This window comes from Haloechinothrix aidingensis (genome assembly GCF_013450155.1).
Taxonomy (GTDB): domain Bacteria; phylum Actinomycetota; class Actinomycetes; order Mycobacteriales; family Pseudonocardiaceae; genus Haloechinothrix; species Haloechinothrix aidingensis.
On record NZ_JACCKD010000001.1, the window covers coordinates 208,817 to 223,961 of the forward strand.

Here is a 15,145-nt window from a genome sequence, read left to right on the forward strand (position 1 = left end):
GCCGATCAGCGCGGCGCCATCCGCAGCGAGCCGTCCAGGCGGATCACCTCGCCGTTGAGGTAGTCGTGGCCGACGAGGTCGAGGACCAGCTGGGCGTACTCGTCGGGACGGCCGAGACGCTTCGGGAACGGCACGCCGGCGGCGAGTCCGGCCCGGACGTCCTCGCCCACCGTGGCCAGCATCGGCGTGTCGATGATGCCGGGCGCGATGGTGAGCACCCTGATACCCACCGAAGCCAGGTCCCGGGCCGCGGGCAGGTTCAACCCGACCACGCCGCCCTTGGAGGCCGCGTAGGCGACCTGGCCGATCTGGCCGTCGTAGGCGGCGATGGACGCGGTGTTGATCACGACGCCGCGCTGATCGTCCGCCAGCGGCTCGGTCTTGGCGATGGCCTCGGCTGCGAGCGTGGTGACGTTGAAGGTCCCGATCAGGTTCACCTCGACGACCTTGCGGAAGAGGTCGAGATCGTGCGTGCCCTTCTTGGAGAGAATGCGCGCCGAGGGGCCGATGCCCGCGCAGTTGACCACGGTGCGCAGCGGTACGCCCGCGCCCGCTGCCGTGTCGACGGCGGCCCGCACCTGGTCCGGATCGGTGATGTCGGTTTCCACGTAGGTGATGCCGTCGATCCGCTCGGCGGCGGCGATGGGTTCGGCGAGGTCGAGCGCGAACACGCGCGCTCCGTTGCCAGCGAGTGCCGTGGCCGTCGCACCACCGAGACCCGATGCGCCGCCGGTGACGATCGCCGCTGTCTGGCTGAGTTCCATGCTGCTGGCCTTCCCTTCGTGTGACGTTCCTTCGTTGTCGACGCCCGACACGGCGACCCGATGGTCGAGAGGTTAACGAACGCTTACGCTTCCCGCATCAGGTGGTGCTGAATGACGCTTTCCTCCGTTCGGTGGACTGAAAGCGTCATTCGGCATTCCGCCGTACCGGGAGGGTGCGTTAGGTTGTTAGCAGTATGCCAATAACCTGCGATCGAGGTGGCGATGTCCGTGCAGTCGCAGCAGAGCGTTCACCGGCACACCTGCACGCTGTGTGAGGCGGGATGCGGGATCACGGTCTCGGTCGAGGGCGACCGCGTCCTCGAGGTGCGCGGGGACCCCGACGATCCCGCCTCACGCGGATACATCTGCCCGAAGGCCACCGCGCTCGCGGACCTGCATCACGACCCGGACCGGCTGCGCCACCCGATGGTGCGCGACGGCGACCGGTGGACCGAGGTGGGCTGGGAGGAGGCATTCGACCTGGTCGGTCGCAGGCTACGGGAGATCCGGGAACGGCACGGCCGCGACTCCCTCGGCGTGTACCAGGGCAACCCCACCGCGCACAATCTCGGCCTGCTCACCTACGGGCAGGCACTCTTCCGCGGCCTCGGCACCCGCAACGTCTACTCGGCGACCTCGGTCGACCAGCTCCCGCACATGCTGGCCGCCTACCTGATGTTCGGGCACCAGTTGCTGATGCCGGTACCGGATATCGATCGGACCGAGCTGTTCGTGTGCCTCGGCGGTAACCCGGTCGTGTCCAACGGCAGCATCATGACCGCACCCGACATGCGTACGCGGCTCAAGGCACTGGCCCGGCGCGGTGGGCGGGCGGTCGTGCTGGACCCGCGCCGCACGGAGACCGCCGAGCTCACCGGCGAGCACCACTTCATCCGGCCGGGAACCGACGCGCTGCTGTTGATGTCGCTGGTGCACGTGCTGTTCACGGAGCAGCTGGTGCGCACGGGGCATCTGGGCGCGTACCTGACCGGCCTGGACAGGCTACGGGAGGCGGCAGCGGACTTCCCGCCGGAACGCACGAGCGACGTGACCGGGGTCGACCCGGCAGTAGCGCGGCAGCTGGCGCGCGACCTTGCCGAGACACAGCGCGCCGTACTGTACGGCAGGGTGGGCACCTGCACGCAGGAGTTCGGCGGGCTCAACGGCTGGCTGCTCGTGGCCGTCAACGCGCTCGCGGGCAATCTCGACACCCCTGGTGGGGCGATGTTCAGCACGCCGGCCGTCGACGCGGTACCGGTGGCGAGATGGGCGGGTCACGCTGGCAGCTTCGCGCGGTACGGGAGCAGGGTCCGTGGGCTTCCCGAGTTCGGTGGAGAGCTGCCGGTGTCGGTGCTGGCCGAGGAGATCGATACCCCGGGGGACGGCCGGATCCGGGCGCTGGTCACATCGGCGGGCAACCCGGTGCTGTCCACGCCGAACGGCGCGCGCCTCGAACGCGCCCTCGACCGGCTCGACTTCATGGTTTCCGTCGACCCGTACCTCAACGAGACCACAAGGCACGCGGACGTGATCCTGCCGCCGACCAGCCAGCTGGAGCGTTCGCACTACCCGCTGGCACTGGCCAACTACGCGGTACGCAACACGGCCCGGTACTCGCAGGCGGTGTTCCGGCGTGCCGCCGACCAGCGGCACGACTGGGAGATCTGCATCGGCCTGGCCGCGCAGCTGTTCCGCCCCGGCAACGCGCTGCTCCGGCGGGCCGCCGGGCTCGGTTGGCGGGCGCTGCGCGCGCTCGGTCCGGAGCGCATCGTCGCGATCGGGCTGCGGCTCGGCCCACACGGCCTGCGCAGGGGGCGCCACGGCGTGTCCCTTCGCAAGCTGCGGGAGCGCAGGCAGGGCATCGACCTCGGACCGCTGGAGTCCCGGCTACCGGACCGGTTGCCCGGCAGGTCGTCGACGATCGCACTCGCGCCTGCGGAGTACCTCGCCGATGTGGCCAGGCTGCGGGAGCGGCTGGCAAGCGCGCCTCCGGACGGGCTCGTCCTGATCGGCAGGCGGCAGCTGCGCAGCAACAACTCCTGGATGCACAACAGCCCGCGGCTGGTGAAGGGCAGAGCGCGCTGCACGCTGCTGATGCATCCGGATGATGCCGCCGAACGGGGACTGGCCGATGGCGAGTTCGCCACGCTGTCCTCCCGCGCCGGACGTATCGACGTCGGGGTGGAGGTCAGCGACGCGATGATGCCCGGAGTGGTGAGCCTTCCGCACGGCTGGGGCCACCATCGCCCCGGAGCCCGGCTGTCGGTGGCAGGCGCGAACCCCGGGGCGAGCATCAACGACGTCACCGACGAGTACCTCGTCGACGAGCTGACCGGGACGGGCGCGGTCACCGGTGTTCCGGTCGCGGTACACGCGCGGGAGGCGGTAGCCGGGTAGCGCAGCGCGTCACCCCTGCGTGACCGGAGGGACGCGGCCGGCGGACGGCGGGCTAGGTGTCCGTGGGCATCGCGTCGAGCTGCGACATGATCGCGTTCTCGAAGTCCGCCGTAGCCACCGTGGGTTCGCTCGTGTTGTGGATCTCGAGCCGCACGATCACGTCCTCGCTGCCGTAGTGCCCGCGGATCTGCTCGTGGCCGTTGTTGAGGAACTCCGTGACGTGCACACCCGGCGGTGCCTCCGGCACCTCGTCGGCGTCGTTGCTGAGGTGAATGTCCCGCAACTCCTCGGCGGCCGTGTCGGCGTCGGAAGGGCTGGAGGCCGTCACGAGCAGCACGATCGCGCGGCTGCCGCTGGGGAGGCGTTGCACGCGGAAGTCCGCGTCGCCCTCGCCGTATTCCCGGTAGACCTCGATCTCCCGGGAGATGAGGTAGTTGAGCTCGGGGAGGTCGTCGACCGAGTCGATGCCGCTGTCGTTCTCCGCCGAACCCGGCAGGTCCGGCATGACGAGCTTGTTCTGCTCCTCCTGCGCTGCCCCGCCGGAAGACGGCATGGGCTCGTCGCGGCTCGTGGCCGTTTCCCAGAGGATGTACGCGCCAAGCGCGCCCCCCGCGAGGAGTACGACGGCGAACACGCCGCCGAGGAACCGCCTGAGGAACGTTCCGCCACCGGCGCCGTCCGGGACGATGTCGCCGGATTCGGGGGCATGCGGCGTGGCGTCCTCGCCCGCCGCGGGATCGTCGAGCTTGTTCTGCTCCTCCCGCCAGGTCACGCCTGGCACCCCCTTTCGGGATACATCCTCGGCCGCGCAGTTCCGCGTGGTATTGGCTTCCGCCGGCGCGACCGCGTTGTCGGCCGTGGGCTCGCGGGAGGTCGCTGGTAGTTCTTCTCCGCGCACAGGGTTATGGAAAGCCTCATCCATTGTGCAATGTGCGCGCAGGTGCGCTGCCGCGGCGTAACCGGCAGCCGTCCGGGTGAGAATCATTCACGTTGTCGCGAGAATATCCCGATTGAGCACTGACGATGTAGTTGTCGGTTCGGTATCCGGCGCGCCCGGACCCGCCCGGTGCTCCCCGGTCTCGACCTGCGATGAACGCGTAACGTAGGTATAACTATCCGGTGTGGCTCCGTAACATGCCCGTGCAGCGGAGCGCTCGGATGGGACGCCGGCCGCTGTTCTGGCAGAGTGAACGCATGTCGTTCTCCGGTGACAAGACGCAGTTCGTGGATGCTTCGGAGGCATTGCCAGGACGCGCCGAGCCGATACAGGTCCAGCCAACCCACGCCGTCTATCCGGACGCGCGGATCGTGCCGCCGTTCCCGGACGGTACGCGCCGGGCGGTGTTCGGGCTCGGTTGTTTCTGGGGCGCGGAGCGGGTGTTCTGGCAGCTGCCCGGTGTGTACTCGACCGCGGTGGGGTACGCGGGCGGGTACACCGTCAACCCGACCTACGAGCAGGTGTGCACCGGTCTGACCGGGCACGCGGAGGTCGTACTCGTGGTCTACGACCCGGACCGTGCCGCGTACGGCGAGCTGCTGAAGGCGTTCTGGGAGAACCACGACCCGACGCAAGGCATGCGCCAGGGCAACGACGTGGGTACGCAGTACCGCTCGGCGATCTACTGGACCGGCGAGACGCAGCGGGCCGAGGCGGAGGCCTCCTACGAGCAGTACGCCGCCGCGTTGCGCGCGGCCGGCTACGGGGACATCACGACGGAGCTGGCCGCGCTGGACGCGTTCTACTATGCCGAGGACTACCACCAGCAGTACCTGCACAAGGTTCCTGGCGGCTATTGCGGCATCGCCGGCACCGGGGTGACCTGCCGCGTGCCGTGAGCAAGCCGGGGCACGCGCGGCGTGCCGGGCTCACTCGGCCCTGTCGGGCTCCTCGGTCGACGAGGGCTCGTCCGTGCCGCCGGTGCCGGGCTGCGGGGACAGGTCGGGCAAGCCGGACGGGATGATGGTCCGCCCGGCGCCCCACAACGTGCTGTAGACGCTGTTGGCTACGGCGCCGTGCGCGTCGCGCAGCAGCCGGACGGTCCCTTTCGGCATGGGAGTGGCTTCCAGCAGGGCGAACGGAACCCCGGAGATGATGTCGTAGGAGCGCCTGACCACGTCGCTGTCCGCGCTGTCCGGCGAGCCGATCACCTCGTCGCGGGCATGCTGGACACGTTCGATCTCGGCGACGGCCGCGCGGGTGCGCCGCAGCGTCCGCTGCGTGGCGACGGCCTGCCTGCGCAGCCGCAGCGACTCGCGGAGCAGCGGCAGCGACGCGAGAAGCAGGACGAGACCACCGAGCAACGCGGTACCGCTCGCGAGGTCACCGACCACGGTGCACCTGCACGTCCGCCTCGATGTTCAGCTGCGAGAGCTGCTTGTCCACCTGCGTGACGGCCTGCTTGTAGACCAGCTCACGCAACAGGTTCGGGGTGATCGCCGACATGGGCTTGGCGACCCACGTCTTCTCGGCGGCCAGCTCCACCGGGTTGAGCAGCTCGGCGGTGAGTACGAGCCGGTCACCCTCCCCCAGGTAGTCCACAAGGTCCGGGGGCAGCGCGTGCACGCGGTCAGCCACCTCGTCGGCATCGGCGGCCAGCTCGGCCAGCCGTGCGCGGAGCGAGCGGAGGGTGAGCGTGGCGAGTACGACGGCCACAAGCCCGGCGAGGAGTACGCAGTACCCGATGATCTCCATATGACAACCCGCCTTCCATGGAAGGCCATCCACCACCCTGCGGGTGGGTCGCGCCGGACGGCGCTGACACGAACACCCTCGCGGGCCGGATCCGGCCCGCGAGGGTGGTAACGGAGCGGACGACGGGATTCGAACCCGCGACCCTCACCTTGGCAAGGTGATGCGCTACCAGCTGCGCTACGTCCGCCTGTGCGGCGCTCACGGTGCGTCCGCATCGCGTGCGATTACCAGTCTATACGGCACGCTCAGTGATCAGTAACCCACCCTAATGGGGGTAGCGACAACGAGTTGAGCGATGGCCTGGTGACGTAACCATGATCACTCCGTATTGTGTTCGCGCGGCCAACTCATTCGGGAGTGTAAGCCACCGGTACCGCGGGGAGGTGCTCGACGGGATGACATCCACGTCCTCGGCTTCTCGGTCCGACGATGCCGAGCTGCTGCGCCGGTTGCGGCGGGACGATGACGCCGCGTTCTCCGAGCTGTTCGAGCTGCACGCCGCTGCCGTGCGGCGGCTGGCGCGCGGGCTGACCAGGCACGCCAGCGAGGCCGAGGACATCACATCGGAGACGTTCTTCCGCGTCCTGCAGGCTGTCCGGCGGGGCTCCGGACCGACGGACTCGGTACGCGGCTACCTCCTCACGGTGGCGCGCCGTGTGGCGATGGAACACCAGGCGGCGTCACGGGACGTCCCGGTCACCGACGAGGAGCTCAGCAGCCGCGCCGGGAGTTACGAGCACGGCATCGCACGATCCGCCGAACGCTCCTTGATCACCCGCGCTTTCTCGAGCCTGCCCGCGCGCTGGCGCGCGGTGTTGTGGCAGACCGAGGTCGAGGGTGAGCAGCCCGCGGTGATCGCACCGAACTTCGGGTTGAATGCCAACGCGACGGCCGCCCTGGCACGGCGGGCGCGCCAGGGCTTACGGGCCGCCTACCTCCAGGCGCACCTGAGTGAGAACGAGCGGGGTCAGCTGTCCGCGGGTTGCGGGGATGTGCTCGACAAGCTCGGGGGGTACACCGCGGGCAGCGTGACCGGCGCGGAAGCTCGCCGGGTCCGGATGCACCTCGCCGAGTGCGCCTTCTGTGCGACCCGGCACGACGAGCTGCGCGACGTATCCTTCTCGCTGCGCGAGCACGCCGCCGCGCTTGCCGCCGTGACGACGGCGTCCAGTGCCCCGGCAGCGGCCGCCGCAGGCGATACGGCCGCGGCCGCTGCCGCCTCCTGGTTCGGGCGACAGGTGGTGCGGGTGTGCGGCGCTGTGCAGAACGCCGTGGGCGGGGTGCAGGTCAAAGTGGCGATCGCCGTGACATCGACCGCAGCCGCAGGGGTGTTCGGGTTCACCGCGGCCGCGCAGCTGTCCGACGCCCCTCCGGAGATCATCGGATTGCCTGGCCAGCAAGGAGTTCCCGAGCTGACCGCCGAGAGAACCAGCGAGCGGGACGGCCCGCACGGGGTCGTCCCCCCGAGGCCGGAGGAGCTCAACGAACCGGACGGTTCCTGGGGAGTCGACGCTGGAGAAGGAGAAGACACCGAGGAGGGCACGCACCACGGGGGCCAGCACGAGCCGGGCGAGCCGGCCGCGCCGGGCGAGGACGGGGCGGCCGGTGACGTGCCTGGCGCGAACGAGGAGGTCCGCGACGCAGGCGACACGGCCGGGGAGCTGACCGAGCGCGGCGACGAGGCCGATCCGGCGGGCAACGGCGCGCGTTCCGATGACGTGTCGCGGCCGAGCGCGGCCGAGGAAGCCCGTAGCGCCGCGCGGGACGAGCAGGGCGCTACGGCGAACGCCGAGGGTGCCGCGGGCGGCGAGCAGGGCGCTACGGCGAGCGCCGACGGTACCGCGGGCGGCGTGCGCGTGATGGAGGACACGGACGGCTCGGTGGCCGGGGAACAGAGCAGGGGAGAGGATCAGGCCGCCGGAGTGGACGCGGACCCCGGGGAAACCACCGAGGTGCGTCCCACCGGCGAGCAGGACCCGGGGGCCACGGGCGCCGCCGCCGACCGCACGTCGCCGGAGTGCTCCTGCGAGGAACAGAGCTCCTACGAGGTCTATTACTACGAGGAGGAGTACTACTACGAGTACTACTATGTCGAGTACGGGTCCGGTTACTACTATTTCGGCTACTGATCGTGATCACACGAGTGGAGTATTCCGACTACTTGCCTGGTCACGATGCGGATCGGGCCTCGCCACGATGTCCCGCGGCGCGGTACTTTGCGTGAGGTGCTGACAACCGAGTGCGAACGGAGCTGGATACGCGATGGACCGGGTGGTTACGGGCGCCGACGGCCGCGAGTGGTCGGTACGCTGCCAGATGGAGTGGCGTCCTCCGGTCACGGCTGAGGACTTCGAGCACGACGTCTCCGGTGGGGCGCGGCCCGGGTACGTGATGCTGGCGATTCTCGCGGTGCTGGTCGCGGCACTGGTGATCTGGATGCCGGAGGGCGTGCACGTCCCCGGCTGGTTCCTGCTGACGCTCGCCCTCGTGATGCTGTTCTTCCCGCTGCGTTGGGCCCTGCGGCGCCCGTGGACCGTGGTCGCCGAGACCGGTGGCCTCGAGCCCGAACCGGTCCCACACGGCCGGCGCGATACGCGGGAGGACGACGGCGAGCAGGACGGTGACGCGGAGCGGACCGAGGCGGTCGTCGAGGACGCCGAGCCGGAGAACGACCCGTATCCGGCCGAACGCTGGGTGGGTACGGTGCGCGGCATGTTCGCCGTCCGGCAGCAGATGGCGCGGGCGGCCAAGGACATCGCACGCGGGTCGGCTCCCGACCCGACCGGCCCGCTGCGGCCGGTGGACTGAGCCCGTGCGGGAGACCCGTTCCGGGCTGGGCGGAGCCACGCACAGGGAGCGAACTGGCACGCAAAGTGAGCCAGGCTCTTGTCATCTGTGCCGAATCCGCCCAGCATTGACGTCGTGACCAGCGTACCGGCCTCGCTCGTGCTCCCGTGGGGCGTCGCCACGCTCGCTGTCCTGGTGCTGCTCTGGGTACTGATGCGTTCCCGGCGTCCGGGCAAGGCGACCGAGGACGCCGTGCTCGACGCGGTGCACCGGCTCTCCCTCGCGGCTCCCGGCCTGCGGGAAGGGTTGGACCAGTCGGCGGCCGACCGGATCACCATGCACCTGTTGCTGCTACTGAAGTGCGTGGCAGTGGGGATCACCGATCGGCACGGCATCCTGCAGAGCTGGGACGGCGAGGCCAACGACCACTACGTCGATCTCGAGCCTGCCATCACCGCAGCACGTGTCCGGCATCGCAGGGAGATCGTCGCGCACGAGAACCTGTTCTGCTCGGCGCGGGGCGAGTGCCGCATGCGCACGGCGGTGGTCATCCCCCTGATCGTGGAGGGCAGCACGCAGGCGGTGCTGATCGTCGTGGGGCGCAGCAGGGGGCAGCGGCTGATGCAGATGGCCGACGCCGTCGCGCAGTTCGTCCGCACCCAGTTCGAGCTGGCCAGCCTGGAGGAGTCCAGACGCGCGCTGAACGAGGCCGAGATCAAGGCGCTGCGCGCACAGATCTCGCCGCACTTCATCTACAACGCGCTGAACACGATCTCGTCGATGATCGAGAAGGATCCGGAGCAGGCCAATGACCTGCTGCACGAGTTCGCCGACTTCACCAGGTACTCGTTCCGGCAGTCGAGCATGTTCACCACGCTCGCCGAGGAGCTGCGCAATATCGAGCGGTACCTCGCCATCGAGTCGGCGCGGTTCGACGACCGGCTGGACGTGCGCATCAAGATCGCCCGCGAGGTGCTCACCGTCGTCGTGCCGTTCCTGCTCATCCAGCCCCTCGTGGAGAACGCCGTCAAGCACGGGCTCGCCCAGAAGCCGAGTGGCGGCACCGTCAGCGTGGTCGCCGAGGACGCCGGCAACGAGGCCGTGATCAGCGTCGAGGACGACGGCGTCGGGATGGACCCGGCCAAGTTGACCGAGCTGCAGAACGCGCACGCCCGCTCGAGCGGCCACCACGTGGGCCTCGGCAGCCTCAACAAGCGGATGAGGCAGCTGTTCGGCGACGAGTACGCGCTGGTCGTGGAGACGGCGGTGAACGCGGGGATGAAGGTCACCCTGCGGGTGCCGAAGTTCACGCCAGGGGTGCGTCCCGACCTGCCGGACTACGGGGCAGGCAAGAACGGTGAACCGGACGAGACGCCGGAGTTGCCTGGCCAGCGTGACGGCTCGGCGGGCGGCAGGGGCAGCACCAAGCCGTCGATGTCGCCCGTGGACGGTGTGTGAGCGGCGGCATCGCCTGCGCGGCGTGAGGGCGGCGAGGGAGGTCACGCCCGTGAACAGGCTTACCGGCGGGGCGGTGCGGCGGTCCTGACGGGTGGGACACCCTCCGCTACGGTGGCCCGTATGAGCGTGGCGGAGATGGTGACGTCGAGGATTCCCGGGATCGGTGACCGCGGTGACCGTACGGACGTGGTTTCGGTGCTGAAGCTGCACGGGGTGATCACGCCGACGCCGAGCCCGCTGTCCAGGGGAGCTCTCAACATCAACTCTCTCGAGTCAGCGATCGTGCGGGCGTTCGCGCCCGACCGGCTCCGTGCGGTGGCCTTGTTGATCAACTCGCCGGGAGGGGCTCCCACCCAGTCCGGCCTCATCGCCGAACGTATCCGGCAGCTGGCCGACGAGAAGAACGTGCCGGTGCTGGCATTCGCCGAGGATGTCGCCGCGTCCGGCGGGTACTGGCTGGCCTGCGCCGCCGACGAGATCTTCGCGCACCGCACCTCGCTCGTGGGGTCGATCGGTGTGGTGTCCGGGGGTTTCGGGTTTCCGGAGCTGCTCTCCCGGTTCGGCGTGGAACGCAGGCTCTACACCGCGGGTGAGAACAAGCGCAGGCTGGACCCGTTCAGCCCGGAGCGCTCCGAGGACGTGGAGTGGCTGAACCAGCTCATCGTGCAGCTGCACGACGAGTTCGCCGACTGGGTCCGGAGGCGGCGCGGCTCGCGGATCGCCGAGCACGACGACCTGTTCAACGGCGACGTGTGGCTGGGGACGAGGGCAGCGGAGCTCGGCCTTGTCGACGGGCTCGGCACGATGCGCGAGATCGTGTCCCAGCGCTACCCCGAAGCCGAGGTCACCGTCGCCGAGCCGAAGAAGCCACTGCTGGCCAGGCTCGGGTTGGGCGCTCCTGTCGGCAGCGGTATGTCGGCGTTGCTCGACGTGCTCGAGCGGCGGTCGCACTGGTCGCGGTTCGGGTTGTGAGGCATCGACGGCCTGGACATCGCGGAGGTGACGAGGCAAGATGCGGGTCACTGTGAGTGCTCGAGGGGACACGGGAAGGCTCGGCGTTCTCGTTGTGGACGCTTCGGACGCACCGCGGGTACTCACCGCGCTCGAGCTGTACGACCGGGCTCGGCCGGACCGGTCGAGCCGGGCGCCGCAGGCGGGTGCCGCGTCGACGCGGCCGCGCGCGGGCCGGGGTGGCTGCCGGGGCGTCGTCGGGGACCGCGAGCGGGTACTGCAGGCGCGTCGAGGGCACATGCCGGAGCTGGCGCGTCGTTCGACGGTCAGCGCCCGGCGCAACCGGGTACCGTACGTCGGTGAGTAGGACACGTCGTGAACCAGCACCGGTCGAACCAGCCGAGACGGGGAGGGCAGCACCGCCAGCCCCGGCACGGCTCCTCCGAGGCGGGGACGCGTATGTGGCGGGCGAAGCCGGCCTCGCTCACCGACGGCGCCCAGTCCGGGAAGCTCCCGTCCGCCGAGCAGGCCGACTCGCCGACGAAACCGAAGCGGCAGCGCGTGGTGCTCGCCGACAGCAGGCAGCAGAAGACCGGCATCCGACCCCGCGTGGAGCTGGCCCAGCAGACCAGCTGGGGGGAGATGCTGATCAAGGACCTGATCGGCGCGCAGCTCAGGCTGGGACTGGCGATCGGGCTCGTGGTGCTGGTGCTGCTCGGGTCGTTGCCGGTGGCGTTCGTCGCCGCGCCGGGCTTCGCCGAGTTGACCGTGGTCGGGATTCCACTGGCGTGGCTGTTGCTCGGCGTCGTGCCGTTCCCGCTGCTGTTCGGGGCGGGGCTGCTCTACAACCGCATTGCCGAGCGCCATGAGCGCGCCTTCGTCGACATGATCGAGAACTAGTGGATGGTCGCGCGGGGCAGGTGAGGTACTGGTGGAGCTGAACGCCTGGGCACTCGTGGCTGTCGGGGTCGTCGGTGCCGCGACGTTCTACCTGGGGCAGCACTCCTCGCGAATGGCGAACTCGACGCACGACTTCTTGCTGGCCAGGCGCGCGGTGCGCTCGCAGCGTAATGCCGCGGCGATCTCCGGCGAGTACTTGTCCGCGGCGTCCTTCCTCGGCATCGCCGGTGTGGTGCTCAAGGACGGCGCGGACGCGCTGTGGTACCCGATCGGGTTCGCCGCGGGTTTCCTGGCGCTCATGCTCTTCGTCGCCGCCCCGCTGCGCCGCTCGGGCGCCTACACGCTGCCCGACTTCATGGAGGGCAGGCTGGCCGCGTCCCGGCGGATCCGGGGGTTCGCGAGTTTCGTTGTCGTGCTCATCGGCGTTCTGTACCTGGTCCCGCAGCTCCAGGGCGCGGGGTTGGCGTTCGCGACCGTGCTGCCAGCACCGGTGTGGGTCGGTGCCACGGTCGTCGCGCTCGTGGTGATGGTCAACGTCGTCGCGGGCGGGATGCGGTCGATCACGGTGGTGCAGGCATTCCAGTACTGGCTGAAGCTGTTCGCGATCAGCCTGCCCGCGTTCGTGCTCGGCGCGGTGTTCGTCAGCGGCTCGGCCGGGCCGCACTCCGGTGGGCTCGATGCTCAGGCTCCGCCGGTGTTTCCCGAACGGACCACGGTGGAGATCGAGACACCGGTGATGTTGCAGGTCGACGAAGCGACCTTGCTGCACGCCGACGGTACGGTGAACGGGGCGCCCGCCGAGGGTGAGGTGTTCTGGTCGTCCGAGGTCTCCCACGAGGTCGATGCCGGAACCACGCTGCGTTTCGATGCCGGTACGCCGGTGCCTTCCGTGGAGGGCTCCGTGCCGGACAACGCGAGCTGGCTGGTGCCGGGCAGCGACGGTGCGGGTGGCCTGGTCGGGACGTACTCCCTGATGATCGCGCTGTTCCTCGGCACCATGGGCCTGCCGCACATCCTGGTGCGCTTCTACACCAACCCGGACGGCAAGGCGGCTCGCCGCACCACGGTGCACGTCCTGCTGTTGCTGGGGTTGTTCTACCTGTTCCCGACCATGCTGGGCGCGCTGTCCCGGCTGTACGTCCCGGAGCTGCTGGTTACCGGCGAGACCGATGCCGCGGTGCTGCTGCTGCCCTCGGCGATGCTGCCCGGGGTGGCGGGTCAGGTGCTGGCTGCCGTGATCTTCGCGGGCGCGTTCGCCGCGTTCCTCGCGGCGTGCTCGGGGCTGGTGTTCAGCGTGGCGGGAGTCGTCGCGACGGATCTGCTACCCGGCAGCGTGCGGGACTTCCGGGTGGCGTCGGTGATCACGGCGGTGATCCCGCTGGTGCTGGCGGTCGTTCTGCGGCCGACGGACCTGTCGTTGAGTATCGGGCTGGCGTTCGCGCTCGCCGCGTCGACGTTCTGCCCGCTCCTCGTGCTCGGCATCTGGTGGCGCGGGCTCACGGCGCGGGGTGCGTTGCTTGGCATGCTCGCCGGCGGGGGCCTCGTGCTGATCGCGTTCGGGCTGACACTGGCTGCCGGGTATACCGGCGGGTCGGTTCCGGTGCTCGTCCAGCGGCCTGCCCTGGTCTCGGTGCCGGTCGCGTTCCTGGTGATGATCATCGCGAGCAAGGCGACCCAGCGCGCGGTCCCGCCCGGCGTCGGCGCGCTCATGCTGGGCATGCACGCCCCGGACCCGCTCGGTTTCGTGCAGGACAGGGAGATCCCCAGGTTCGGTCGCGCCGAGGAGCGCCTGCGCTTCAGCAAGCGCCGCCACGAGGAACGCTGAATGACACTTTCAGTCCGTCAGGTACTGAAAGCGTCATTCGGCACACCCTTACGTGAGTCAAACGTGTGTACTGGCACCATCGACATCGTGGTGTTCCCGGAAGATGTACCCACGGCTTCGGTGTCGGACCTGCCTTCGGACGGCTACCTCCTGCTCGACGTGCGGGAGAGCGACGAGTGGCGGGCCGGGCACGCACCCGAGGCCGTCCACATCCCGCTGCGCGACGTGCCGGTGCGGATGGATGAGCTCGCCGACCAGGTCGACGAGCGCCCGGTGTACGTGGTGTGCCGGACCGGCGGGCGGTCCGCGCAGGCGACGGCCTACCTCAACGCGCACGGCTACGAGGCGGTCAACATCGCGGGCGGCATGAAGTCCTGGCACACGGAGGGCAGGCCGATGGTCGCGGACGAGCCGGGTGCCGACCCCGAGGTGCTCTAGCCGGATGCCGGACACGCGGCAGCGGCCGACGTCGACGGGGCGCGGGTGGGTCGCCGTCCCGCCGGTATCGCCGCCTCGCGGCCGGCCCGAGCCGCCCGAGAGGCCCTACACCGGCCCCCCGAGCTACCCCGCCCCGCCGCGCTGGGGCTTTCCGAGCGTGACGTGGCGATGGCCGACCAGCGTGCCCGGCACGGTGACCGAGCACGACGATCCGGTGCGACGGCAGTGGGTACTCGGTGGCAGGCTGCTCGTCCTGCTGATCATCACGGCCACCCTGGCGGCGATCGCGACGGGGGCCGAGGTGTGGCGTTACGTCCTGCTGGTGCGCAGCCGGGACAGCGCGCTCAACTCGTCCATGGTGCTGTCCTCGGACGCGCTCGTGGTCTCGGCCTCCGTGTTGCTGTTCATCGTCGCGGTGGTCACGATCGCTGCCTCCTACCTCTGGATCCTGCGCGTACGGGCGGCGATCGCCGAGCAGCGGGGCATGGACCCGCCCCGCTCGGCGTGGCGAATCGCCGCGGGGCTGTTCGTCCCCGGTGTGAACTGGGTGCTCGCCGGGCCGATCGTGGCGGAGCTGGAGCATCTCGCCAGCGGGTACTCCGCCACCGCGCGCCCGCGACCGTCGAGGCTGGTGTTCGCCTGGTGGGCCGCGTGGGTGGCGAACGGAGTGCTGGTGACCGTGACGCTGCTGTGGCGTACGCGCGACGGTGTACAGGCCCAGGCGGACAGCGTGTTACTCACCGCGATAACCGACCTGGCCGCGTTGCTGCTGGCCGCGTTGACCGTGCTGCTGGTGCGGCATGTGATGAGCCTGCTCGCACCGATGGCCGCGGAGAAGCTGCGCGGCAGCTGGGTGGCGGCCGTGCGCGACGCCCCGCGGCCCGAACTGCGCCCGCGGCGGACTCCGTGGGCGCGCCGGTGACCGAGGGCGTA

At 70.0% G+C, this 15,145-nt stretch carries 15 protein-coding genes and 1 tRNA gene; 11 read left to right on the forward strand and 5 right to left on the reverse strand.

All coding sequences use genetic code 11. The annotated features are described in order from the left end of the window. Positions 1-5 precede the first annotated feature (5 nt). Complete coding sequence (locus H0B56_RS00985; protein ID WP_180891018.1) at positions 6-764, reverse strand: SDR family NAD(P)-dependent oxidoreductase; 759 nt, start codon at positions 762-764, stop codon at positions 6-8. Between the two features lie 222 nt (positions 765-986). Between H0B56_RS00985 and H0B56_RS00990 the strand changes: the two genes are divergently transcribed. Further along, positions 987-3,161: a molybdopterin oxidoreductase family protein gene (locus tag H0B56_RS00990; RefSeq protein ID WP_180891019.1), complete on the forward strand. Its 2,175-nt coding sequence runs from the start codon at positions 987-989 to the stop codon at positions 3,159-3,161. Positions 3,162-3,213: 52 nt separating this feature from the next. Here the strand turns inward: H0B56_RS00990 and H0B56_RS00995 are convergent, their stop codons facing one another. Then, on the reverse strand, positions 3,214-3,933 hold the full coding sequence (locus H0B56_RS00995) for a hypothetical protein (protein ID WP_180891020.1): 720 nt from the start codon (positions 3,931-3,933) through the stop codon (positions 3,214-3,216). A gap of 422 nt (positions 3,934-4,355) precedes the next feature. Here H0B56_RS00995 and msrA point away from each other — a divergent pair, with 422 nt between their 5' ends. After that, a complete protein-coding gene (msrA, locus tag H0B56_RS01000) occupies positions 4,356-4,997 on the forward strand; it encodes a peptide-methionine (S)-S-oxide reductase MsrA (protein ID WP_180891629.1) in 642 nt (213 codons plus the stop codon). A 30-nt stretch (positions 4,998-5,027) separates the two neighbouring features. Here msrA and H0B56_RS01005 read toward each other — a convergent pair whose 3' ends face one another. The 3 genes from H0B56_RS01005 to H0B56_RS01015 all read right to left on the reverse strand — a co-directional run bounded on the left by H0B56_RS01005 (position 5,028) and on the right by H0B56_RS01015 (position 6,040). Further along, on the reverse strand, positions 5,028-5,492 hold the full coding sequence (locus tag H0B56_RS01005; protein ID WP_180891021.1) for a hypothetical protein: 465 nt from the start codon (positions 5,490-5,492) through the stop codon (positions 5,028-5,030). Further along, positions 5,482-5,853 carry a hypothetical protein gene (locus H0B56_RS01010; protein WP_180891022.1) on the reverse strand — a complete coding sequence of 124 codons (372 nt, stop codon included), beginning with the start codon at positions 5,851-5,853 and terminating at the stop codon, positions 5,482-5,484. Before H0B56_RS01010 ends, H0B56_RS01005 begins: the two co-directional genes overlap by 11 nt. Before the next feature lie 114 nt (positions 5,854-5,967). Beyond that, a tRNA-Gly gene (locus tag H0B56_RS01015) sits at positions 5,968-6,040 on the reverse strand. Positions 6,041-6,248: 208 nt separating this feature from the next. On the opposite strand from H0B56_RS01015, the gene H0B56_RS01020 reads away from it, so the two are divergent. The 9 genes from H0B56_RS01020 to H0B56_RS01060 all read left to right on the forward strand — a co-directional run bounded on the left by H0B56_RS01020 (position 6,249) and on the right by H0B56_RS01060 (position 15,134). Next, positions 6,249-7,982 carry a sigma-70 family RNA polymerase sigma factor gene (locus H0B56_RS01020; protein WP_180891023.1) on the forward strand — a complete coding sequence of 578 codons (1,734 nt, stop codon included), beginning with the start codon at positions 6,249-6,251 and terminating at the stop codon, positions 7,980-7,982. Between the two features lie 133 nt (positions 7,983-8,115). Beyond that, positions 8,116-8,661 (forward strand): DUF983 domain-containing protein, encoded by a 546-nt coding sequence (locus H0B56_RS01025; protein WP_180891024.1) that lies wholly within the window; start codon positions 8,116-8,118, stop codon positions 8,659-8,661. 105 nt (positions 8,662-8,766) lie between these two features. Beyond that, on the forward strand, positions 8,767-10,098 hold the full coding sequence (locus H0B56_RS01030; RefSeq protein WP_180891630.1) for a histidine kinase: 1,332 nt from the start codon (positions 8,767-8,769) through the stop codon (positions 10,096-10,098). Positions 10,099-10,218: 120 nt separating this feature from the next. After that, positions 10,219-11,070, forward strand: coding sequence for a S49 family peptidase (locus H0B56_RS01035; RefSeq protein ID WP_180891025.1), 852 nt, complete (start codon positions 10,219-10,221; stop codon positions 11,068-11,070). 52 nt (positions 11,071-11,122) lie between these two features. Further along, positions 11,123-11,416, forward strand: coding sequence for a hypothetical protein (locus tag H0B56_RS01040; RefSeq protein WP_180891026.1), 294 nt, complete (start codon positions 11,123-11,125; stop codon positions 11,414-11,416). Between the two features lie 8 nt (positions 11,417-11,424). Next, entirely contained in the window at positions 11,425-11,949 is a 525-nt protein-coding gene (locus H0B56_RS01045; protein ID WP_180891027.1) for a hypothetical protein, read from the forward strand. Between the two features lie 31 nt (positions 11,950-11,980). Continuing rightward, entirely contained in the window at positions 11,981-13,774 is a 1,794-nt protein-coding gene (locus H0B56_RS01050; RefSeq protein WP_180891028.1) for a sodium:solute symporter family transporter, read from the forward strand. A gap of 63 nt (positions 13,775-13,837) precedes the next feature. Further along, entirely contained in the window at positions 13,838-14,212 is a 375-nt protein-coding gene (locus H0B56_RS01055) for a rhodanese-like domain-containing protein (RefSeq protein WP_343063704.1), read from the forward strand. A 157-nt stretch (positions 14,213-14,369) separates the two neighbouring features. Beyond that, positions 14,370-15,134, forward strand: coding sequence for a DUF4328 domain-containing protein (locus H0B56_RS01060; protein WP_343063705.1), 765 nt, complete (start codon positions 14,370-14,372; stop codon positions 15,132-15,134). Positions 15,135-15,145 lie beyond the last annotated feature (11 nt).